We start from the raw sequence: 19,856 nt of genomic DNA on the forward strand, positions 1-19,856 counted from the left end.
CATTCAATGCAAAAATCAAAGCGTTCGGAGCGCAGTTCAGAGGCGTATCCAATATTGAATTCTTCCTATTTCGACTCTCAAATATCTATGGATGAAAATTTACCTCCCCAGATATTCAGACTGATCCCTTTCCCGGATCAGTCCGTCTTCCGTCTGCCCAGGTATTTTCTGCGGAGCAGCTTCCAGAGATTTTCCGACTCTTCACTCACCGGCACCTCATCACCGAGTAGGTAGCCAAAAGCCTCCAGGTCTCCGCTCCGCTCCAGGGTGATCTTCAGCACCCCGGTCAGCGGGATGAAAAGCACCATCCCCGATATCCCCCATAGCCAGCCACCCAGCAGGATCGCGAGAATCACTGCCAAGGCATTGACCTTCACCTTAGACCCCACCACCAGGGGTGTGACGATGTTGTTTTCGAAAAGCTGAATGCCCCACAGCGCGGCCAAGGTCAACACCGGATAAAACAGCGAGTCCGTAGTGAGAAAAACATAGAGCACGGCAAAGAAGGACGAAACGAACACCCCCACATAGGGAATCAGGTTCATAATGGCGATAAAGGCCGCAAAGAGCACAAAATATTTGACTCCGACCAGGAAAAAGAACAGGCCGGCCAAGACGGCCACGACTCCCGTGACCCGGATCATTCCCGCAAGATATGACTGGATCACCCGACCGGAGTCGCTGGCCCAGCGGATGACCGACTCTTGGTTTTTGGAGGAAAAGCGGATCAAAAACTCCACGAAAAAATCCTTGTAGTACAGCAACAAAAAGGTGTAGATGGGAATGATCCCCGCCAGCGTCAGGGACTTGCCGGTGGCAAACAGCGTCTCGCCCAAGCGCTCTCCCGGCAAAAAATCATACAAGCCGGAATCCATATCCGGATTCACCAAGTCCCTCCCCAAAAACAGACTCAGCTCGTCCAAGTATCGGCTGAGCTTGCTTTCCAAGTTTCCGCCGATTTCCGGTGCTTCCTTGATCAAGCCCACCATCTGGTTGAGCAGCAGGTACAGTACGCCCGTGGCCACCAAGCTGACCATCAGGATGGCCAAGGCAATCGCAAAGGCCCTGGGAATACGCTTTCGCTCAAACCACGAGGAAATGGGGTACAGCGCAAAGGCAAAGAAAATCCCCCAGACCAGCGGCACGAGGATGAAGGCGCCCTCCTTCAGCACGAGGGCTCCCAAAACAAGGATCAGAAGAAAATGGGCGATGGGCTGTAGTCTGTTCATTGGGTTCCGGTTTTTTTCGGAGTCAGGCTCGGGGAGAATATACAAAAATTACAACCGTCCCACATCCAAAGCCATTGCAGAAAGCCGCCTTGCTTCTTGGCCAAGTTTGCCTATTTTCCAGAACCAAAACCTCAAAAAATCGACCTGCCCATGTTTCGGACACTCTTGATTCTCGTTTTTTGCCCACTGGTTGTCTTTGGCCAAGCCAAAACCGACACGATGGAAGTTTACAGTCCCGCGATGAAGAAAAGCCTCAGGGCCGCCGTGACCACTCCCTCCACTTACCAAGCCGGCCAGCAGCGATACCCCGTGCTCTACCTCCTCCATGGGGGCAGCGGTGCCTTCAGCGACTGGCACCGGAAGGTCACCGACCCGGGGCTGGTCGAGCGCATGGCAGAGCAATATGACCTGATCATCGTGACACCGGGAGTGGGCCCCGCCAGTTACTATTATGACAGCCCCCTCCTCGATTCGGTACAGTACGAGACCTACCTCACCGGAGAGCTCATCCCTCAGGTGGACAAAAGCTACCGGACCCTCGCCCGCAAGGAATCCAGGGCCATCACGGGCCTCTCCATGGGCGGGCATGGCTCGATCACCCTTTCCGCCAAGCATCCGGATCTTTTCGTAGCAGCTGGAAGTATGAGTGGCGTGATGAACATCGACACCCGAATGTGGAACGTACCCGAGGACTTCCGAAAACTCCGTCGGGATGCCCAAAAAGCCATGCTGGGAGCCGACCTCAGCTACGATGCCCCGGCTTTCAACCCCTACACCGCGGTAGGCCTGGTGGACCAGATCAAAACCAACGGACTCGCCCTCATCATAGACTGTGGCGTGGATGATTTCCTGATCGAAACCAACCGGCAGATGCATCAGCTCCTGCTGGAAAACGGCGTACCGCATGAGTACATCGAGCGCCCTGGAGCCCACACCTGGCAATATTGGACGGAGGCGCTTCCCGTCCACATGCTTTTCATCGATAAGTATCTGAATCGGGACTGATTGACCGACGACGTCTGCCGCAAAAGTTAATTTAACTTCGATTATTCAGCTAATTTTTGCTTTTTGCGAAAGCAATGTCACCCCGCTATGTCCAAATTTGATTCGATAAGGCCTTTTTACGATTCCGAAGCAAACGCCGCGATCAGAAAGATAGTCGACGACCCCATGCTGGAGGCTATGATGAATTTCGCCTTTCCCTACGACCCTCCGTCGCACTGGAAAGACCTGATGCACCATACCCACTCCCTGAGGGACTTTCAGATCAACTTCATCTATCCCGCACTGATGAAAGTGCTGGAAAGAAGCTCCGAAGGGCTTAGCACTGGGGGCTTTGAGAGCTTGGAGCCCAACACGGCCTACCTCTTTATCTCCAACCACCGCGACATCATCCTCGACACTTCCCTGCTCAATTCCTGCCTTTATGAAAAGGGCTTGTCCATGACCACCTCGGCCATCGGCGACAACCTGATCAAAAAGCCCTTCCTCCATACCCTCTCCCGCCTCAACCGCAACTTTGCCATCCGAAGGGGGCTGACAGGACGGGCCCTACTGGAAAGCTCGGTGCTCGTATCCGAATTCATCAGCAAATCCCTCCTTCGCGAAAACCGCTCCGTATGGACTGCGCAGCGCGAGGGCCGCACCAAAGACGGCAACGACACCACCCACAAAGGCGTGCTCAAAATGCTCACCTTGGCCGAATCGGGGGACAACCCTTTTGGTTTCTTCGAAAAAATCAACGTCGTGCCTGTCTCCATCTCCTACGAGTACGACCCTACCGACATCCTCAAGATGCCCGAACTGCTCGCCAAATCCAGGGATGAGAAGTATGTCAAAAGCGAAAACGAGGATTTTGTCAACCTCCTCCGAGGGATCATGGGTACCAAAAAAAGAATCCATATCCAGATCAACGGTATCTTGGAGAAGGAAATCCGGGAGATCTCCAGCATGGAAATTCCCCAGGGCGAAAAACTCTCCCAGCTGGCCAATCTGATCGACCAAAAAATATGGGGAGGATACAAGCTCTGGCCGAGCAACTACGTTGCGCACGACCTTCTCAGCGGAACTTCTACCTACTCGGAGCACTACAGCCTTGCGGAAAAAGAAGCCTTTGAAAAAAGGCTGCATGGCAAAGTGGACATGGGCAACACCTTTTTGGTGAAAAGCTTCCTCTCCATGTACGCCTATCCCGTGGACAACAGCCTCAAAGCTGCCACCACGCAGCCTCTCTTGTAAGAAACTATCAGGAAACCGGCAGGGCCAGCTCAAACTGTGCCCCGACCCCAGGCTCGGAGCAGACGGAAATACGCCCTCCCAGCTTGTGGACCAAGCGCTGGACCAAGTTGAGCCCAAAGCCGTAGCCCTTCTCTCCAGATGTACCGGATGAGGACGCGGCCGCTCCAGAGATGATCTGGTCGATCTTTTCCTTGGACATCCCCACCCCACTATCCTTCACCTTGAGAAAGAGCAGGCGGTCTCGGTCTGTCACCTCCATGTCCAAGTCTACCCTCACCAGGCCTCCCGCCGGAGTGAACTTGATGGAATTGGAGATCAGGTTGCCCAGGATCTGGAGGATATGGTTTTTGGAAAAAGGAAGCGCGGCATGTTCCTCCGTGCTGTGTACCTCCAGCCTAACCTCTTTGGTCATTGCCTGAGGCCCGTAGAGATCCTCCACCTTCTTTCGCAGGGTCTTGAGGGTAAACTCGTGGTCCTTGGGCTTTTCGATCACATTGCACTTCGAGAGGATTTCGTCGGCCAGCTCGAGCACGGACTTGCCGCTTTTTTGGATAAGGGAAATGTAGCTGAGCACCTCCTCCAGGGTATTGCCGTCTCCCTGCATCTCGATGATCTCCGTCAGCCCCACTATGCCGCCCAAAGGCCCTCGGATATCGTGCGCCACGTTGTTTTTGATGGTCGTACACTCCTGTAGGCTATGCTTCAGCGTATTTACGGCATGGAGTATCTTGATCCGTTTGACGATCTCCTCTGCCAGGATCTCCAGCATCTCTTTCTTTTCATCGCTCAGGCTTTTGTATTCGTCGTCGATCACACAGAGCGAACCTATCGGCAGACTCTCGTTGATCTTCAGGGGAACTCCAAAGTAGTACCTCAGGAAGGGGTCTCCAGTCACGTAGGCCCTGTCTTTGAACCGCTGGTCTGAGCTCAGGTCGGCCACTTCCAGTCCCTTGGAGTTTTCCTCCATGATGGTGTATTGGCACACCGAATCCTCCCGAGGAGTCTGGCTGATCTCCATGCCAAAGGAAGACACGCTCCACTGCGTAAAAGTGTCGATCAGATTGACCACAGAGATGGAGGTGCCGGCGATTTTTGCGGCCAGCTTGGTCAGGTCGGACAGGGACTGGTCCAAGTCGGAGTAGTCCAAATCCAATTCATTCAATGCCAACAGCCGTTCCATTTCGTTTTTTGGAATCGGCGGAACCAAATCAACTAACTGATTATCAAAACGTTTTTCTCCAGACATTTGGGCGTTTTCGGGGTGATTGCCGCCAAAGTAGTAACCTTTTCATTATCCGCCCAACCCTCAGGCTTAATTTAAATAACCTTCTGAAATATGTATATTAACTGCCCCATTGGGGTTTTTAATCCTTCCAAGCAATGCACCTCCTCCTTACTCTACTGTTTTTGCTCGGCGTGCTGTCCCAAGACGACAAGCTTCCGCTGGGCAAGATCACCACGCCCTATGGCGAGATCCTTCTCACGCTCGACCCCCGCACTCCTAGGCATCGGGACAGCTTCATCGAGCTCGCCGAGGCCGGGTACTGGGACTCCCTTACTTTCAACCGCGTGATTCCCAACTTTGTGGCCCAGGGAGGCTGCCCGGATACACCGGCTGGCTTCACCGACCCGGACTACCTGTTGGAGCCGGAGTTTGATCCCGGGCTAAAGCACGTGTATGGCGCTGTGGGCGCTGGCCGTGACGACAATCCCGGCAAGCTTTCCGCCCGATGCCAGTTTTACATCGTGCAAAATCCCAAGGGAATCCCCCGCCTGGACGGAGACTACACCATTTTCGGGCAGGTGATCAAGGGAATGGACATAGTAGATCGCATCGTATCAGTCCAGCGGGACGAAAGCGACGAGCCGGAGACCCCCATCACCCTGAAGGTGGAAGTGGTCTACCTCAGTGCCAAAGAGCTCTCCGCATTGAAAGCCGCCAACAAGGACTAACCCGTTTCCATTCTTTTGGGATAAGTCGATTTTTGCGGGCAAAATTTCCGGCATACAGATCGGCCACCTCTAGGATGCGGACAGGAAACCTATCCTACCCAGCGGCAAAGGTGAGGCTCAGCTGCCCGGATTGCTGCCTTTGGAGACCTTTGGCATCCCGGTGAAAATCACAGGAATCGCAGAAATTCAAGCCATGAGGGTGGGCAAATCCACGAAGGAGGATAATTTAGAGGCTGAATTTGGGGAAGAAGCCCCTAGTCCCTCACCAAGTACCCCCGTCCAACATGACCAAACCCATCCGCATTCTCGTCGTCGGCTGCGGCAACATGGGAGCCTCCCACGCCACCGCCTACCACCTCCTTCCTGAGTTTGAAATCTGTGGTCTGGTGGCCCGCGGCGAAAGCAAAAACCGGGTCAACCAAGCCCTTGGCTCCTCCTACGCCCTGTTTGACGAGTTTGAAGCAGCCCTGCGGGAAACCAAGCCTGACGCGGTCTGCATCTCCACCTACCCGGACACGCACGAGGAGTTTGCGCTGAAGGCACTGGAAGCTGGCTGCCATATTTTCATCGAGAAGCCCCTGGCCGACACGGTCTTGGGCTGCGAAAAAATCATCGCCAAAGCCAAGGAAACGGGCAAAAAAGTGGTCGTCGGATACATCCTCCGCCACCATCCCTCTTGGATCCGCTTCATCGGAGAAGCCCAAAAAATGGGCAAACCGCTCGTGATGCGGATGAATCTCAACCAGCAGAGCCAAGGCTACATGTGGGACGTCCATCGCAACCTGATGAAATCCCTCAGTCCCATCGTGGACTGCGGCGTACACTACATCGACGTGATGTGCCAGATGACCCGCTCCAGGCCGGTTTGGGTATCCGCGATCGGCGCGCGCCTGACCGATGACATCGCTGAGGAAAACTACAACTACGGCCAGCTCCAGATCCGCTTTGCCGACGGCTCAGTGGGATGGTATGAGGCAGGATGGGGGCCCATGGTCAGCGAGACGGCATTCTTTGTCAAGGACGTCTTTGGCCCCAAAGGCTCCGTCTCCATCGTGGCCAAGGATGCCGGAGCAAGCGGCAAGTCCGACCATGTGGACAGCCACACCAAGACCGAGTCCATCCGGGTCCATCACGCGGACATCGACGACAAAAACCGATTTCTGAAAGAAGACCAGTGGATAGACATGGCCGAGGAGCCTGACCATCAGGAGCTCTGCAACAGAGAGCAGCGCTATTTCCTCCAGGCCATCTCCGAAGACCTGGATCTCAGCGAGCATCTGGACGATGCGCTCAATAGCCTCAAGATCGCTTTTGCCTGCGACGAGTCCGTCAAAACCGGCGAAGTGGTCAGGCTCTAGATTTACACAATTGAGCAATAAGTAGGCGAAAAAGTCCAAACGGGCTATCTTTTCGCCTCCAACCCAGAATTCTATGGGAATCGACCCCACACCCAATCCACGTCCGGAGACTGATGACTTCGCCTCGCGTCAGCCGAAAAAAGACGTCGACCTACTCCATCGGGTCGAGGCCTTGGGCAAAGTGGGACACTGGGAAGTGGATCTTCGTACGGGCCAGCACTTTTGGTCCGATCAGCTTTTTGCGATTTTGGGACTGGATCCCCTCGCCTGCATTCCCTCTTCGGAACTGATCTTTGGGATGGTGCACCGAGACGACCTTGCCCTCGCCAAAAGTGAACTTCAAAGGCTGGTATCCTCTGGCGAGTCCATAAAAGTGGAAAGCCGCATCCTCCGTCCCGACGGGCAATTGCGCCGCCTGGTCTCCGAAGCGGTGATGGATCGCGACGAAAATGGCCAACCCGCCAGGCTCTTTGGCATCTGCAAAGACATCACCGAGGAAAAAAGAAAGATGTCGAGCCTGCAAAAATCCGACTCCCTGCTCGAAAACATCCTCAACACCACCCAAGACCTCATCTTCATCGCCGATGAAGACGGGGGATTTCTGAAGATATCCAAGTCCTGCGAAAAGATCCTAGGCTATACGCAGGAGGAGCTTGTTGGAAAGTCCTTTCGGGAAATGGTACATCCTGACGATTTTGACTCGACGGTGCAGAGCCGCAAAAAGATCATGGAGGGCGACGCTTCCTCGGATTTCCAAAACCGCTATTTCAGAAAAGACGGTTCCATCGTCCATCTCAACTGGTCAGCCTCACTGGACTACAGCTCCAATACCGTCTTTGCGGTGGCCCGGGACATCACCCAGCTCGTCCAGACCGAGGCGGCTCTCAAATCCGATCGGCAAAAGCTCGCCATCGTCCTCGACTCCTCCCCGGAGACCATTTGGGCTTTTGACCTCGACTACAACCTGATCACCGCCAACACGAGATTTATCCAGACCATGAAGCGAGTCGCTGACTGGAACATCCAGTCTGGCGACAATCTGGTCTACGGCACACCCCTGCCCGACGAGTTTATGCTCGAGTGGAAAAAACACTATGACCGGGCGCTGGCCGGTGAAAACTTCTCGGTGATCAGAAAGTCCACATTGATCAACAAGGGAGGCTACCTGGAGGTCAACTTCAAGCCCATTCGTGAAGACGGCAAGCTGATCGCGGTCGGCTGCTATTCCCTGGACGTGACCGAGCGCAAGGCAAAGGAATTGCAGATGCAGGAGCTGGTCACCCGGATCGAGCAAGCCCACAAGATTGGCAAATTGGGCTATTGGGAAGTCGATCCGGATACCAAGGCGTTGTTTTGGTCAGAGGAGATCTACCGGATATGGGAAATCGAGCAGGCAGACTTCAAGCCGAACTACGACCACCTTTTTGGCTCCATCCATCCAGAGGACCGGGCGGATTTCCTGACTCACCACCGCAACTCATGGGCGGGTGTCCGTCCCATGGATACGGTGCATCGCATCGTGCTCCCCTCCGGGAAAATCAAGTTTGTCCATGAGCGGGGCGGACTTGAAATGGACCCCATCACCGGCGCCAAACGCTACCGGGGCACTGCTCAGGACGTCACCAAGGAAAAACTCATCGAAAAGGAGCTCCGCGACCGAAACGACTTCATCGAGTCCACGCTGAGAAACCTTCCCCTCGGCATCGCCGTCACCAAACTGAGTACTGGCCAAGCCACCTATATCAACCCCGCCTTTGGACAGACCTACGGCTGGGACCCGGAGGTCTTTACGGATGTGGAGACCTTCTTCTCCAAGATCCTCGCGGATCCCACGATGAGCAAAAAAACCACCCAGCAGTTCCTCGAGGACATCCGCAGTGCAGACCCGGAGAAGATGAACTGGAAAAACGTCCCCATCGTCACCCAGACCGGTGAGCCCCGGATTATTTCCGCAAAAAACATCCCCCACCCGGACCATGACCTGATGATCTCCACCGTGGTGGACGAGACGGATCGATACTGGGCGGAGCACTCCCTCCGTACCAGCAACGACCGATTCCACCTGGCTACCCAGGCCGTATCGGACGCCATCTGGGACTGGGATCTTCAGAAACATTCCATCTTTTGGGGAAAGGGGTACCATCGCCTTTTTGGCTACCCGGAAGAGATGGAGCAGGTCACCGAGGATCTATGGCAGACCAAAATCCACCCCGAAGACCTGCCGCGCACCTGGGACTCCATCTTGGAAGCAAGAAACAACCCAGAAACCCCGCGCTGGACCGGCGAATACCGGTTTATGAAATTTGACGGGAGCTATGCCTTTGTAGAGGAAAATACCGTCATCCTGCGCGACCAAGAGGGTAAACCCATCCGCATGGTAGGAGCTATCCGCGACATCTCCCACCACAAAATGTACGAGGAGTCCCTGAAAAAGCTGAACGCCGAACTCGCCGACTCCAATAGGGAGCTGGAGATATCCAACAAGGAGCTCGAGCAGTTTGCCTATGTGGCTTCCCATGATCTGCAGGAACCGCTCCGGATGGTGACCAGTTTCCTGGGACTGATCAAGCTAAAGTACAGCCATGTATTGGACGAAAAGGGCCTGCAATACATCCACCATGCCGTGGATGGGGCCAAAAGGATGCGCGAACTCATCCTCGACTTGCTGGAATTTTCCAGAGTCGGAAACCACACCGAGACAAAAAATCCCACCAACACCTCCCAGCTGGTCGAGGAAGTGCTTTTGCTTCACAAAAAAACAATCCGGGACAAGGGTGGAAAAGTGCATGTCTCCCAGCTGCCAGACATCGTCTGCCAAAGCACTTCCATCGTCCAACTCTTCCAAAACCTCCTCACCAATGCCCTGAAATACCAGCCCAAAGGCAACAAACCGGAGGTCTGGATCGAAGGCAGGGAGCTGGAGCGGGAATGGGAGTTTTCGGTTAGGGACAACGGCATCGGGATCAACGCCGAATTCACCGACAAGATCTTCATCATCTTCCAGCGCCTCCACCAAAAGGAGCAGTACTCCGGCTCGGGCATCGGCCTTGCCATTTGCAAAAAAATCGTCGAGTTCCACGGCGGCAAAATCTGGGTGGAGTCCACGCCGGGGACGGGCAGCACCTTTTTCTTTACCCTAAAAAAGTAAACAGAAAAGACATTGAACAAGCTTAAAGAATGGATATTCAGACTGGTATTTTCCAGTCCCAAGATGACCGGATGGGTGGCTTTTCTGCTGTCTCTCAGCCTCGCGCTGTTTTTTGCCTTTATGGGATATCAGTTGCGCCTGGCCTCCGAGCGGGAACTGGTCAATGCCAAGCTGAACGAATTTGAGAACCTGCTCTATGACGCGCTGAACGACGGCGTCTCGGCCGCCAAGACCCTCGGATTTATCGCGCAAAACCAAGCCGGCGTAGTGGAAGACTTCCGAAACATCGGCGAGCAGCTGCTCTCCAGCAATCCACACGTGGACGTGATCCAACTGCTCGACAGCGGCACGATCGTCGCCGTGTATCCCCTCGCGGGCAATGAGGCGGTGATCGGATACGACGTCCTCAAAGACCCCAAAACCAACAAAGAGGTGGAAGAAGCCATCCGCCGTAGCGAGGTGTATTTCTCCGGCCCCCTGCAGCTCAAGCAGGGCGGCACCGCCATCGTGGGCCGCTACCCCCTGGTTAGAGGTCGAAGGCTCCTGGGGCTGTCGGCGGTCATCATCTATTTTGAAGAGCTGCTGCGGGTGGCGGCTTTGGACAGACAGCAAAACAGCCCGTTTTGGGTACAGCTCTCCAAGGTCAATCCCAACACGGAGGTTTTGGAGCATTTCCTTCCGGAGGATTCCGGCGAAGGCTACACTGGCTATAAGTCGGAGGTTTTCCTGGACATCGGCAACTGGAACCTTTCCCTCCAGCTCAAGAAGAGCACGGCCATCCCCACCCTGATATTCCAAAGCCTGGCAAGTCTTTTCGGCTCGGCTTTTTTCGGGTTCCTGATGTGGAGTTTTGCCAGGCAGCCCATGCTGCTGCAGCAGAAAGTCAACGAACAATCCCACGCACTCATCCGGGCCAATGACCGCTTTGAACTCGCCAGTAAGGCGACATCCGATGTGATTTGGGACTGGGATATTCCTCTGGGCAGGGTGTATCGCTCCGAGCTGTTCACCGAGATGCTGGGCTATGAGGAAGGCGAGCAGACACGTGACGCCCATTTTTGGGAGACCATCATCCATCCGGAGGATTTGCCCCAAGCCAGAAAACAGCTCGAGGAGACATTGGAAGGAGACGCGCAATACTGGTCTCAGGAATACCGGGTGAAAAAAGCCTGCGGCACTTATGCCTACATCATCGACAAAGGCTTCATCGTCCGCGACCGGGAAGGCAAAGCGATCCGGGTCATAGGCGCATTTCAGGACATCTCCGTGCGCAAAGAGGCCGAGCTGGAGCTAGTCCAACTCAACCAGCGGCTCAGCAACGCCAACGACGAGCTCCAGGTCTTTGCCTCCTTGGCCTCGCATGACCTGCGTGAGCCCCTGCGCATGATCAGCTCCTTCATGTCACTGCTGGAGAAAAAATACGGCCCCAGCCTGGATGAAAAGGCCAACCTCTACATCACCTATGCTATGGACGGGGCTAAGCGCCTGACCACGATGATCCACGACCTGCTGGAGTATTCCAAAGTGGGCTTTGAGTCCTCGGCCATCGAGAAGATCGACACCCAGACCCTGGTGGAAGACGTGCTGAAACTGAAGTCGAACCTCATCCGCGAGTCGCATGCCAAGGTGACTGTCGGCCAGCTGCCCACCGTAACCGGAGTGAAGACCCCCTTGCAGCTCGTCTTCCAAAACCTCATCGGAAACGCCATCAAGTACAAGCGCGCGGACGTCCCACTTGAAATTTCCATCACTGGAAGGGTTTTGGACGATTTTTGGGAATTTTCCATAAAAGACAATGGAATCGGTATAGACGGTAGCTATCTTGAGCACGTATTTGGTATCTTAAAACGTCTTCACCCCAAAGAAAAATATCCCGGAACCGGTATGGGATTGGCCACCTGCCGGAAAATCATCAGCCAACATGGTGGAAAAATTTGGGTGGAATCCACCGTTGGTTCGGGCAGTAATTTTCTTTTTACTTTAAAAAAACATGAGTAAAACCCCAATTAAGATCCTGTTGGTAGAAGACAACGAAGGTGATATTTTGCTGACGACGGAGGCTTTGGAAGAATGCAAAGTCCCCAATGAGCTGCATATACTCAGGGATGGGAATGAGGCACTTTTTCATCTGATGACCCAAGCCAAAGCGGGCAGCAAGGAGCTTCCCGACCTGATTTTGCTGGACGTCAATCTACCCAAGAAAAACGGACACGAGGTGCTGGAAAGCGTCAAAAACCATCCTGACCTGAAGCACATCCCCATCATTATGCTCACGACCTCCTCCTCGGAGACTGACATCCTGAGGGCCTATCAGGAGCATGCCAACTGCTACATCATCAAGCCGCTCGAGGTCAGCGACTTTCTCCACGTCACCTCAAAAATCGAGGAATTCTGGCTCAGCATCGTCAGGCTGCCCAAAAACTGAAACGCATGCGGAAGGACAACAAGCCGTATCATATCCTGATCATCGAAGACAATGTCGGAGACTACATCCTCATCGAGGAGTACCTGGCGGAAAACTTCCTTGAGCCCAACCTCAGCCGCACGGAGACTTTTCTGGACGCCAAGGCACTTTTGCTCGCTCCCTCCGCCAAATTTGACATCATCTTTTTGGACCTGTCCCTCCCGGATCTCTCCGGAGAGCAGCTCATCGTGGAGATCCTCGAGCTGGCGGCAGACACCCCGGTGGTCGCGCTCACGGGATTTTCTGACCTGGACTTCAGCATCAAGTCCCTCTCCCTGGGCATCTCCGACTACCTGCTCAAGGACGAGCTGACCCCGACGATCCTCCACAAGACCATCATCTACTCCATCCAGCGCAAGAAGTTTACCGACCAGATCCAGCGCTCCGAAAAACGCTACAGCGACCTCTTTCAGCTCAGTCCCCTTCCCATGTGGGTTTTTGATCTGGAAACCCTGGCTTTCCTGAGCATCAACAAGGCTGCGATCAATCACTACGGGTACTCGGAGGAGGAATTTCTCTCCATGGGTCTGATGGACATCCGTCCTCCAGAGGAAATCCCCGAAATGCAGAAAGAGCTGGAGAGCATGCGGTCCGGCCACTACACCAATCCCAAGCGGATCTTTCGCCACAGAAAAAAATCCGGCGAGCCCATCACGGTGGAGATCACCGTCAGCCGCCTGGTCTTCAACGACCGCGAGACCATGCTCGTCCTCGTCAACGACGTCACCGACCGAAACCGGCACATGGAGACCATCGAGAAGCAAAACCAGACTCTGATGGAAATCGCCTGGATCCAGTCCCACGTCGTCCGGGCCCCTCTGGCACGCCTACTGGGCCTGGTCAACCTTCTGGAAGCGGAAGCTCCCGGGCAGAGCGCGGAAGTGCAGGAGCTGCTAGGGCTCATCAAGGATTCGGCCTGGGAACTGGACGGCATCGTCCGCGACATCAGCAAGAAATCGGAAAAAATCGAACGCCTGGACAAAGATGAGCGCTGAACTGATCCTGGTGGATGACGACAAAGTGCTGCTCCGTGTATTGGAGAAAATGCTCCGGATCGTCAATCCCAGCCTTCAGCTCTCCTCCTTCAGCGCTGGAAAAACGGCGCTGGACCACCTCCTGAAACGTCCCCCTTTCCGGGACGAAGTCCTGCCTTTTGCTGGATATCAACCTCCAGGACATGAGCGCCTGGGAGCTGCTCAACCGGCTGGAATCTGACCTGGCAAGCTGCCCTCCCACAGTTTTGATCACCTCTTCCCTCGGCGCTTCAAATTCGGAGAAAACAAAAGACTACCCCCAAATCGTCGGTTTTTTCGAAAAACCCATCACTTTCGAAAATATCCGCCAGATCTTCCATCTCGTCGGGAAGCATTGAAAGTCCTTGTTATATTTGTCCTCCTGACCTAATTTGGTTGTCGCCCCTGCGGCAACCCAAAACCTAACCTACTACAATGAATTCTAAAACCGTACTGATCACGGGCGGAGCCAGCGGCATAGGGCTGGCAATGGTAAAAAAGTTTGCCGCTGAATGTTGCCACGTTTTTTTCATCGACACCAACCATACCGAGGGTACCAAAGTCCAGATCGAAGAACACGAGAAGGGCTTCCAAGTGAAGTTTCTGGAAGGCAACATCACCGACTACGCACAGCTTGAGAAAATGGTCGGAAGCATTCCCGGCAAGATCGACGTATTGATCAACAACGCCGGCATCTCCCATATCGGAAAGGTGGAAAACACCTCCGAAGAGGACTTTGAGCGGGTGTTTCAGGTGAATGTGAAGGGCATGTTCAACTGCATCAAGGCCTGTCTGCCCAAGCTCAAGGAGAATGGCGGTGGCTCCATCCTCAACATGTGCTCCATCGCCGCCACCATCGGCATCCCCGACCGCTTCGCCTACAGCATGACCAAGGGCGCCGCCCTGTCCATGACCCTCAGCGTGGCACGCGACTACGTCGCAGAGGGCATCCGTTGCAACTGCATTTCCCCCGGACGCGTCCACACGCCATTTGTCGATGGATTTTTGGCCAAAAACTATCCAGGCCAAGAAAAAGAAATGTTTGCCAAGCTGGCAGCCACCCAGCCAATCGGCAGGATGGGCACGCCCGAGGAAGTCGCCGAGCTGGCCTACTTTATCAGCTCCGATTCCGGCAGCTTCATCACCGGTGCCAACTTCAACATTGACGGAGGCTTCATGGGCTTGAAAATGTAGCCGGATTGGAAAATTGGAAGATTATAAAATTGAAAAATTGCAAGGTGTCGGATGACCGATGACCGATGTCGAATGTCGGATGACTGGGATTTCGCGATCTCGTTGCTCTTGCATCTTGATACTTGATACTCGCTACTTTGCTCTTGACTCTAGCTTCTTGATACTTGATACTAACTACTAGATACTAAAAAATGAAACTTATACGATTTGGCGCAGCCGGTGCGGAAAAACCGGGAATCCAGGACGCAGCAGGAAAAAACTGGGATTGCTCTTCTTTTGGTGAAGACTGGAACGAAAACTTTTTGGGCACCAACGGACTTGCCCGCCTGAAAACCTGGCTGGATGCCAACCAGTCCAGCCTTCCGGAAGTACCGAAAGACGCAAGGCTCGGTTCCCCCATCGCTCGTCCGTCCAAGATCATCTGCGTAGGCCTCAACTACCGCATGCACGCCGCCGAGTCGGGCATGGCAGTACCGGAAGTGCCGATCATCTTCATGAAGGCGACTTCCTCCCTCTGCGGCCCCAACGACCCGATTTTCATCCCAAAAAACTCCGTACAGACAGACTGGGAGGTCGAGCTGGCCGTGGTGATCGGCAAGCGTGCCAAATATGTCACCAAAGAGAATGCCCTGGACTATGTCGCCGGCTACTGCCTGCACAACGACGTGAGCGAGCGGGACTTCCAGCTCCGTCACGGTGGACAGTGGGTAAAGGGAAAGAGCGCCGACCACTTTGCCCCGCTCGGCCCCTTCTTGGCTACCCAGGACGAAATCGCCGACCCGCACAGCCTGCGTCTCTGGCTTAAGCTAAACGACCAGATGCTTCAGGACAGCAACACCTCCGACCTGATTTTTGACATCCCGACCATCATCGAGCACATCAGTCAATACATGACCTTGCTTCCGGGCGATGTGATCTCCACCGGGACTCCCGCCGGAGTGGGCATGGGACTGAAGCCCGAGCCGAGATACCTCCAGCCTGGAGATGTCGTGGAGCTGGGCATCGATGGGCTCGGCGTATCGCGCCAAGTAGCCATGAACGATCCTGAGGCATGAGACTCGATTCCCATCAGCACTTTTGGGAATACGACCCCAAAAAGCACGAATGGATCACGCCGGAAATGAGCCGTATCCGCCGGAACTTCCTTCCGGCGGATCTTTCTCCCCTACTCCAAGATGCCAAAATCGACGGCTGCATCGCCGTGCAGGCCGATGAGAGCCAGCGGGAAACCGACTTTCTCCTCGACCTGGCCAGCCAAAACGACTGGATCAAAGGCGTAGTCGGCTGGGCAGACCTAAAGAGCGACCAGCTCGACGAGGTGCTAGACCGCTACTCGGAGTCCAAAACCCTAGTCGGATTTCGCGAGGTACTGCAAGGTCGGGATCCGGCCTACATGCTTCAGGAGGAATTTATACGCGGTTTGCGGAAGATCGGCCAGCGGGGCTATGCCTACGATATCCTGATTTTTCCCAAGCATCTCGCCGCCACTTTGGACTTGGTAAAAAAGTGCCCAGACCAACGCTACGTGATCGACCATTTGGCGAAGCCCTACATCAAGGATGGAGAGTGGAAAGAATGGAAAAAGGCCATGGCCCCCCTCGCCGAGCGGGAACTCATGCACTGCAAGCTCTCCGGCATGATCACGGAGGCCGATTGGCAAAAATGGACTCCCGGGCAGCTCATCCCCTATCTGGAGATCGCCCTGGAGCTCTTTGGCCCGGAGCGACTGATGTATGGAAGCGACTGGCCGGTATGCCTTCTGGCGGGCGAATACGAGCGCTATTGGGAGGTGATCGAGCAGTTTACTTCGGCTCTTTCCCCTTCGGAAAAATCGAAAATCATGGGCGACACCGCCGCAAAATTTTACCAAATACCCTAATCCAAAACCCATCGATGGACTATAGACTATAAGCCATCAACCAACTGACAATGAACCTCAACCTAAGCAACAAAGTATTCCTCGTGTCCGGCGGAGCCAAGGGTATCGGAGGAGCCATCTCCAAGGGACTGGTCGAAGAGGGAGCCATCCCGGTGATGATCGACCCTTCGGAAAAAGAAGCCGCCGAAATCATCGACCTTGCCCAAGGGAACGCCCTGCAGATTCCCATCCGGCTTTTTTCCCCCGAGCAAGCCAAAGAAGCCGTGGATCTGGCGATCAAAACCTACGGACGAATCGACGGCCTGGTCAACAACGCCGGTTCCAATGACGGCGTGGGACTGGAAAACGGAAGCCCCGAGGCCTACGCCAACTCCGTGTCCAAAAACCTCTTCCACTACTACTACCTGGCCCACTACGCGCTGCCCCAGCTGAAGCAGCACCAAGGCGCCATTGTCAACATTTCCTCCAAAACCGCCGTCACGGGACAGGGAAATACCTCCGGCTACATCTCCGCAAAAGGCGCACAGCTCGCCTTGACCCGGGAGTGGGCGGTGGAGCTTTTGCCTTATCAAATCCGCGTCAACGCCATCCTTCCGGCGGAGGTGTACACCCCCATGTACGCCAGCTGGATCCAGTCTTTCCCCAATCCGGAAGAAAAACTGGCTGAGATCAGCGGCAGAATCCCCCTTGGAAAACGGATGACCACCTCCCAGGAAATCGCCGCCATGGCCATCTTCCTCCTCTCCGACAAAGCCTCCCACATCACCGGACAGCATCTCTACGTGGACGGTGGCTACACCCATCTTGACCGATCGCTATGACCCAAAAGCCCGTTCTCGTCCCAAAAAACCTGCTCCTACCTTTCATCCTCATTACCTCGCTCTTTGCCCTTTGGGGCTTTGCCAATGACATCACCAATCCCATGGTGGCGGCATTCAAGCGGGTACTGGAGCTGAACAATACCCAGGCCTCCTGGGTACAACTGGCCTTCTACGGGGGCTACTTCACCATGGCTTTGCCCGCGGCTTTCTTTATCAAAAAATACTCCTACAAGACCGGCGTTTTGCTGGGATTGGGGCTCTATGCCTTGGGAGCCTGCCTGTTTTACCCAGCGGCAGCCTGGGAAAGCTACGGCTTCTTTCTGGCGGCGCTTTACATCCTAACCTTCGGGCTGGCCTTCTTGGAGACCACGGCAAATCCCTACATCCTGTCCATGGGACCAGAAGCCACGGCTACCCAGCGACTGAACTTGGCTCAGGCCTTTAACCCCATGGGAGCTTTGGCGGGGCTTTTTGTGGCAAAAACCTTCATCCTCAATGCCCTCCAGTCCAACAACACGGACGAAAACGGCAACCTGATCTTTGACACCCTTGACGCCACCGCCAAGGCCCTGGTCAAAACCAACGACCTGATGGTCATCCGCAATCCCTACGTGATGCTCGGCTTGGTCGTGCTGGTGATCTTCGTCATCATCGCGGCGATGAAGATGCCCGAAAATGCGGATTCCTCCGGCAAGGTGGACTTTGGCCCGACCATGAAGCGCCTGCTGAAAAACAGAAACTTCGTCGAGGGCACCTTTGCGCAGATGTTCTACGTCGGCGCGCAGATCATGGTCTGGACGTATATCTACCAATATGCCGAGTCCATCGGCATCACTACCTACAATGCGGTGAACTACGCCTACGCCTCGTTGGGCGTGTTTTTGGCCGGGCGATGGGTCTGTACCTTTCTCCTGCGCGTACTGACTCCGTCCAAACTCTTGGCAGCCTTTGCGGTCTTGGCCATGGCGTTTACACTGGGGGCCATCTTCCTGCAAGGCATGGCTGGCCTGTATTCCCTCGTGGGCATCAGCTTTGCGATGTCACTCATGTTCCCGACCATCTACGGCATCGCCTTGGATGGACTCGGTGAGGATTCCAAGTTTGCGGCGGCCTTCCTCGTGATGGCCATCGTGGGTGGAGCCATCATGCCAACCCTGCAGGGGATGATCCTAGACTTGGGCGGAAGCGGCTACACTGACACGATCATCTTGGGAGTGCCGGAGGTAAATTTCTCCTTCTTCCTGCCGATGACTTGCTTCCTGATGGTGTTTTTGTTTGCGGTGAGAGTGAAGAGAATTGAAAAATAGGAGAATTGAAAAATTGGAAAATTGGGTTGGAAACCGGAAAAGTTTTTCCAGCTCAACTGACCAAAACTTCAAAAGGATCGACAAAAAATGAGAAAAATAATTTTAGCACTGTTAGTTTTCTTTAGCATCAACGCTTCATTTGCGGAAGACAAAGCTATAGTAAAAGCTAATATATTAAGAGGAGGTAGTTTTGTAACTGCGAATACAAATCCAGAGGATATTGAAAATGTAATAACACAAGCTTTAGCAAAGAAAGGAATTCAGACAATAAACGAAGTAATCCCGAATGAACAAATATTTTATATTGATCTATTTGTATTCCAATTCCCAGCAGACTATCCAACAATTACTATAACAATTCGAACAAACGAAGGAATTCACTTTATAGATAAAGAAAGCATCAAACTATTCACTGATAGAAATTCAGCAAATATCAAATTGGCATCAAGGTTAGCAGACAGACTGCCCGACGTTGTAGATACAAGAATTTTCTATAAACCTACTTTGAATGAAATATTAAGTAATACACGTTTGAGCCTAATTGGCTCAGCATCGAATGAAATTGCAAAAACCTACAGATCGAATTACTCAAATTCTATAAAATGGCCTAACGACGTTGTCCATAGCTTTATTATCCCCGACGAATTTGACAACTATATGGTATATGCTTTAAACTTTCCTGGAAACAGGAAACAATTGAAAGAAACACCAATCAAATTGAAAGTGAAAATTAACCCTTCAACCGCGTTCGAACTCGTGGAGATTGTATCTCCTTTCAACTTAACTGAAAAACAAAAAGGAAGTATTCAAGAACTTGTCGATTCATTTCCACTTTGGGCCGGCAGCAATCAAATTGATAATATTGAAATTGAATTTAGTGTAAAATAGCTGTCGCAAAAAAAATGAAAACCTTCCTTCTCATCTGTGACCTCAAAGACGAGCCAGAAGCGATCCAAGCCTATGTGGACTGCCACAAGGCCGTGGATCCGGCCATCCTCGAAAGCATTCGCGTAGCCGGGATCGTGCAGATGAGCATCTACCGCTGGCGCAACAGACTGTCCATGATACTTGTGGCCAATGAGGAGTTTAGCTTTGAGAAGAAGGCCAAGCTCGACGACGCCAATCCCAAAGTACAGGAATGGGAGGCCTTCCTCGGCCAGTACCAGACCAACCTGCCCGGCACTCCGCCCAACTGGCGATGGGCCATGACCGAGAAGATCTTCGAGTTTAGCGCTGAATAAACGGTATACTT

19 protein-coding genes are annotated in these 19,856 nt (G+C 53.7%); 17 read left to right on the forward strand and 2 right to left on the reverse strand.

Going from position 1 to position 19,856, the window contains the following annotated elements:
- Nucleotides 1–137: 137 nt before the first annotated feature.
- A complete protein-coding gene (locus J0A68_RS16660; RefSeq protein ID WP_206579370.1) occupies nucleotides 138–1,229 on the reverse strand; it encodes an AI-2E family transporter in 1,092 nt (363 codons plus the stop codon).
- A gap of 150 nt (nucleotides 1,230–1,379) precedes the next feature.
- Here J0A68_RS16660 and J0A68_RS16665 point away from each other — a divergent pair, with 150 nt between their 5' ends.
- The gene (locus J0A68_RS16665; protein WP_206579371.1) at nucleotides 1,380–2,234 is read left to right on the forward strand and encodes an alpha/beta hydrolase; all 855 of its coding nucleotides are present in this window, start codon (nucleotides 1,380–1,382) and stop codon (nucleotides 2,232–2,234) included.
- Nucleotides 2,235–2,321: 87 nt separating this feature from the next.
- Nucleotides 2,322–3,467, forward strand: coding sequence for a 1-acyl-sn-glycerol-3-phosphate acyltransferase (locus tag J0A68_RS16670; protein ID WP_206579372.1), 1,146 nt, complete (start codon nucleotides 2,322–2,324; stop codon nucleotides 3,465–3,467).
- Nucleotides 3,468–3,474: 7 nt separating this feature from the next.
- Here the strand turns inward: J0A68_RS16670 and J0A68_RS16675 are convergent, their stop codons facing one another.
- Nucleotides 3,475–4,647 carry a GAF domain-containing sensor histidine kinase gene (locus J0A68_RS16675; RefSeq protein WP_236025639.1) on the reverse strand — a complete coding sequence of 391 codons (1,173 nt, stop codon included), beginning with the start codon at nucleotides 4,645–4,647 and terminating at the stop codon, nucleotides 3,475–3,477.
- A gap of 200 nt (nucleotides 4,648–4,847) precedes the next feature.
- On the opposite strand from J0A68_RS16675, the gene J0A68_RS16680 reads away from it, so the two are divergent.
- The 15 genes from J0A68_RS16680 to J0A68_RS16750 all read left to right on the forward strand — a co-directional run bounded on the left by J0A68_RS16680 (nucleotide 4,848) and on the right by J0A68_RS16750 (nucleotide 19,845).
- Nucleotides 4,848–5,420: a peptidylprolyl isomerase gene (locus tag J0A68_RS16680; RefSeq protein WP_206579374.1), complete on the forward strand. Its 573-nt coding sequence runs from the start codon at nucleotides 4,848–4,850 to the stop codon at nucleotides 5,418–5,420.
- Nucleotides 5,421–5,704: 284 nt separating this feature from the next.
- Entirely contained in the window at nucleotides 5,705–6,778 is a 1,074-nt protein-coding gene (locus J0A68_RS16685; protein WP_206579375.1) for a Gfo/Idh/MocA family protein, read from the forward strand.
- A gap of 73 nt (nucleotides 6,779–6,851) precedes the next feature.
- Complete coding sequence (locus J0A68_RS16690; protein WP_206579376.1) at nucleotides 6,852–9,926, forward strand: PAS domain-containing protein; 3,075 nt, start codon at nucleotides 6,852–6,854, stop codon at nucleotides 9,924–9,926.
- A gap of 12 nt (nucleotides 9,927–9,938) precedes the next feature.
- A complete protein-coding gene (locus J0A68_RS16695) occupies nucleotides 9,939–11,924 on the forward strand; it encodes an ATP-binding protein (protein WP_206579377.1) in 1,986 nt (661 codons plus the stop codon).
- Nucleotides 11,917–12,351 (forward strand): response regulator, encoded by a 435-nt coding sequence (locus tag J0A68_RS16700; protein WP_206579378.1) that lies wholly within the window; start codon nucleotides 11,917–11,919, stop codon nucleotides 12,349–12,351. Before J0A68_RS16695 ends, J0A68_RS16700 begins: the two co-directional genes overlap by 8 nt.
- Nucleotides 12,352–12,356: 5 nt before the next feature.
- Nucleotides 12,357–13,385 carry a response regulator gene (locus J0A68_RS16705; protein WP_206579379.1) on the forward strand — a complete coding sequence of 343 codons (1,029 nt, stop codon included), beginning with the start codon at nucleotides 12,357–12,359 and terminating at the stop codon, nucleotides 13,383–13,385.
- The gene (locus J0A68_RS16710) at nucleotides 13,375–13,605 is read left to right on the forward strand and encodes a response regulator (RefSeq protein ID WP_206579380.1); all 231 of its coding nucleotides are present in this window, start codon (nucleotides 13,375–13,377) and stop codon (nucleotides 13,603–13,605) included. Before J0A68_RS16705 ends, J0A68_RS16710 begins: the two co-directional genes overlap by 11 nt.
- The gene (locus J0A68_RS16715; protein WP_206579381.1) at nucleotides 13,568–13,762 is read left to right on the forward strand and encodes a response regulator; all 195 of its coding nucleotides are present in this window, start codon (nucleotides 13,568–13,570) and stop codon (nucleotides 13,760–13,762) included. Before J0A68_RS16710 ends, J0A68_RS16715 begins: the two co-directional genes overlap by 38 nt.
- A 76-nt stretch (nucleotides 13,763–13,838) precedes the next feature.
- Entirely contained in the window at nucleotides 13,839–14,597 is a 759-nt protein-coding gene (locus tag J0A68_RS16720; RefSeq protein ID WP_206579382.1) for an SDR family NAD(P)-dependent oxidoreductase, read from the forward strand.
- A gap of 191 nt (nucleotides 14,598–14,788) precedes the next feature.
- Nucleotides 14,789–15,652, forward strand: a complete 864-nt coding sequence (locus tag J0A68_RS16725; protein WP_206579383.1) for a fumarylacetoacetate hydrolase family protein — start codon at nucleotides 14,789–14,791, stop codon at nucleotides 15,650–15,652.
- Nucleotides 15,649–16,476 (forward strand): amidohydrolase family protein, encoded by an 828-nt coding sequence (locus tag J0A68_RS16730; protein WP_206579384.1) that lies wholly within the window; start codon nucleotides 15,649–15,651, stop codon nucleotides 16,474–16,476. The genes J0A68_RS16725 and J0A68_RS16730 overlap by 4 nt, the downstream gene beginning before the upstream one ends.
- Nucleotides 16,477–16,526: 50 nt before the next feature.
- Nucleotides 16,527–17,297 carry an L-fucose dehydrogenase gene (locus tag J0A68_RS16735; RefSeq protein WP_206579385.1) on the forward strand — a complete coding sequence of 257 codons (771 nt, stop codon included), beginning with the start codon at nucleotides 16,527–16,529 and terminating at the stop codon, nucleotides 17,295–17,297.
- Nucleotides 17,294–18,604, forward strand: coding sequence for an L-fucose:H+ symporter permease (gene fucP, locus J0A68_RS16740; protein ID WP_206579386.1), 1,311 nt, complete (start codon nucleotides 17,294–17,296; stop codon nucleotides 18,602–18,604). Before J0A68_RS16735 ends, fucP begins: the two co-directional genes overlap by 4 nt.
- A gap of 87 nt (nucleotides 18,605–18,691) precedes the next feature.
- Entirely contained in the window at nucleotides 18,692–19,492 is an 801-nt protein-coding gene (locus J0A68_RS16745) for a hypothetical protein (RefSeq protein ID WP_206579387.1), read from the forward strand.
- A 14-nt stretch (nucleotides 19,493–19,506) separates the two neighbouring features.
- Nucleotides 19,507–19,845: an L-rhamnose mutarotase gene (locus J0A68_RS16750; protein WP_206579388.1), complete on the forward strand. Its 339-nt coding sequence runs from the start codon at nucleotides 19,507–19,509 to the stop codon at nucleotides 19,843–19,845.
- Nucleotides 19,846–19,856 lie beyond the last annotated feature (11 nt).

Source organism: Algoriphagus oliviformis, assembly GCF_017254915.1.
In the GTDB taxonomy this organism is placed as follows: Bacteria; Bacteroidota; Bacteroidia; order Cytophagales; family Cyclobacteriaceae; genus Algoriphagus; species Algoriphagus oliviformis.

Bases quoted from the DNA above. Each gene is read 5' to 3' on its own strand.
- J0A68_RS16660 (WP_206579370.1), bottom strand. From the start codon at position 1,229: ATGAACAGACTACAGCCCATCGCCCATTTTCTTCTGATCCTTGTTTTG.
- J0A68_RS16665 (WP_206579371.1), top strand. From the start codon at position 1,380: ATGTTTCGGACACTCTTGATTCTCGTTTTTTGCCCACTGGTTGTCTTT.
- J0A68_RS16670 (WP_206579372.1), top strand. From the start codon at position 2,322: ATGTCCAAATTTGATTCGATAAGGCCTTTTTACGATTCCGAAGCAAAC.
- J0A68_RS16675 (WP_236025639.1), bottom strand. From the start codon at position 4,647: ATGGAACGGCTGTTGGCATTGAATGAATTGGATTTGGACTACTCCGAC.
- J0A68_RS16680 (WP_206579374.1), top strand. From the start codon at position 4,848: ATGCACCTCCTCCTTACTCTACTGTTTTTGCTCGGCGTGCTGTCCCAA.
- J0A68_RS16685 (WP_206579375.1), top strand. From the start codon at position 5,705: ATGACCAAACCCATCCGCATTCTCGTCGTCGGCTGCGGCAACATGGGA.
- J0A68_RS16690 (WP_206579376.1), top strand. From the start codon at position 6,852: ATGGGAATCGACCCCACACCCAATCCACGTCCGGAGACTGATGACTTC.
- J0A68_RS16700 (WP_206579378.1), top strand. From the start codon at position 11,917: ATGAGTAAAACCCCAATTAAGATCCTGTTGGTAGAAGACAACGAAGGT.
- J0A68_RS16705 (WP_206579379.1), top strand. From the start codon at position 12,357: ATGCGGAAGGACAACAAGCCGTATCATATCCTGATCATCGAAGACAAT.
- J0A68_RS16710 (WP_206579380.1), top strand. From the start codon at position 13,375: ATGAGCGCTGAACTGATCCTGGTGGATGACGACAAAGTGCTGCTCCGT.
- J0A68_RS16715 (WP_206579381.1), top strand. From the start codon at position 13,568: ATGAGCGCCTGGGAGCTGCTCAACCGGCTGGAATCTGACCTGGCAAGC.
- J0A68_RS16720 (WP_206579382.1), top strand. From the start codon at position 13,839: ATGAATTCTAAAACCGTACTGATCACGGGCGGAGCCAGCGGCATAGGG.
- J0A68_RS16725 (WP_206579383.1), top strand. From the start codon at position 14,789: ATGAAACTTATACGATTTGGCGCAGCCGGTGCGGAAAAACCGGGAATC.
- J0A68_RS16730 (WP_206579384.1), top strand. From the start codon at position 15,649: ATGAGACTCGATTCCCATCAGCACTTTTGGGAATACGACCCCAAAAAG.
- J0A68_RS16735 (WP_206579385.1), top strand. From the start codon at position 16,527: ATGAACCTCAACCTAAGCAACAAAGTATTCCTCGTGTCCGGCGGAGCC.
- fucP (WP_206579386.1), top strand. From the start codon at position 17,294: ATGACCCAAAAGCCCGTTCTCGTCCCAAAAAACCTGCTCCTACCTTTC.
- J0A68_RS16745 (WP_206579387.1), top strand. From the start codon at position 18,692: ATGAGAAAAATAATTTTAGCACTGTTAGTTTTCTTTAGCATCAACGCT.
- J0A68_RS16750 (WP_206579388.1), top strand. From the start codon at position 19,507: ATGAAAACCTTCCTTCTCATCTGTGACCTCAAAGACGAGCCAGAAGCG.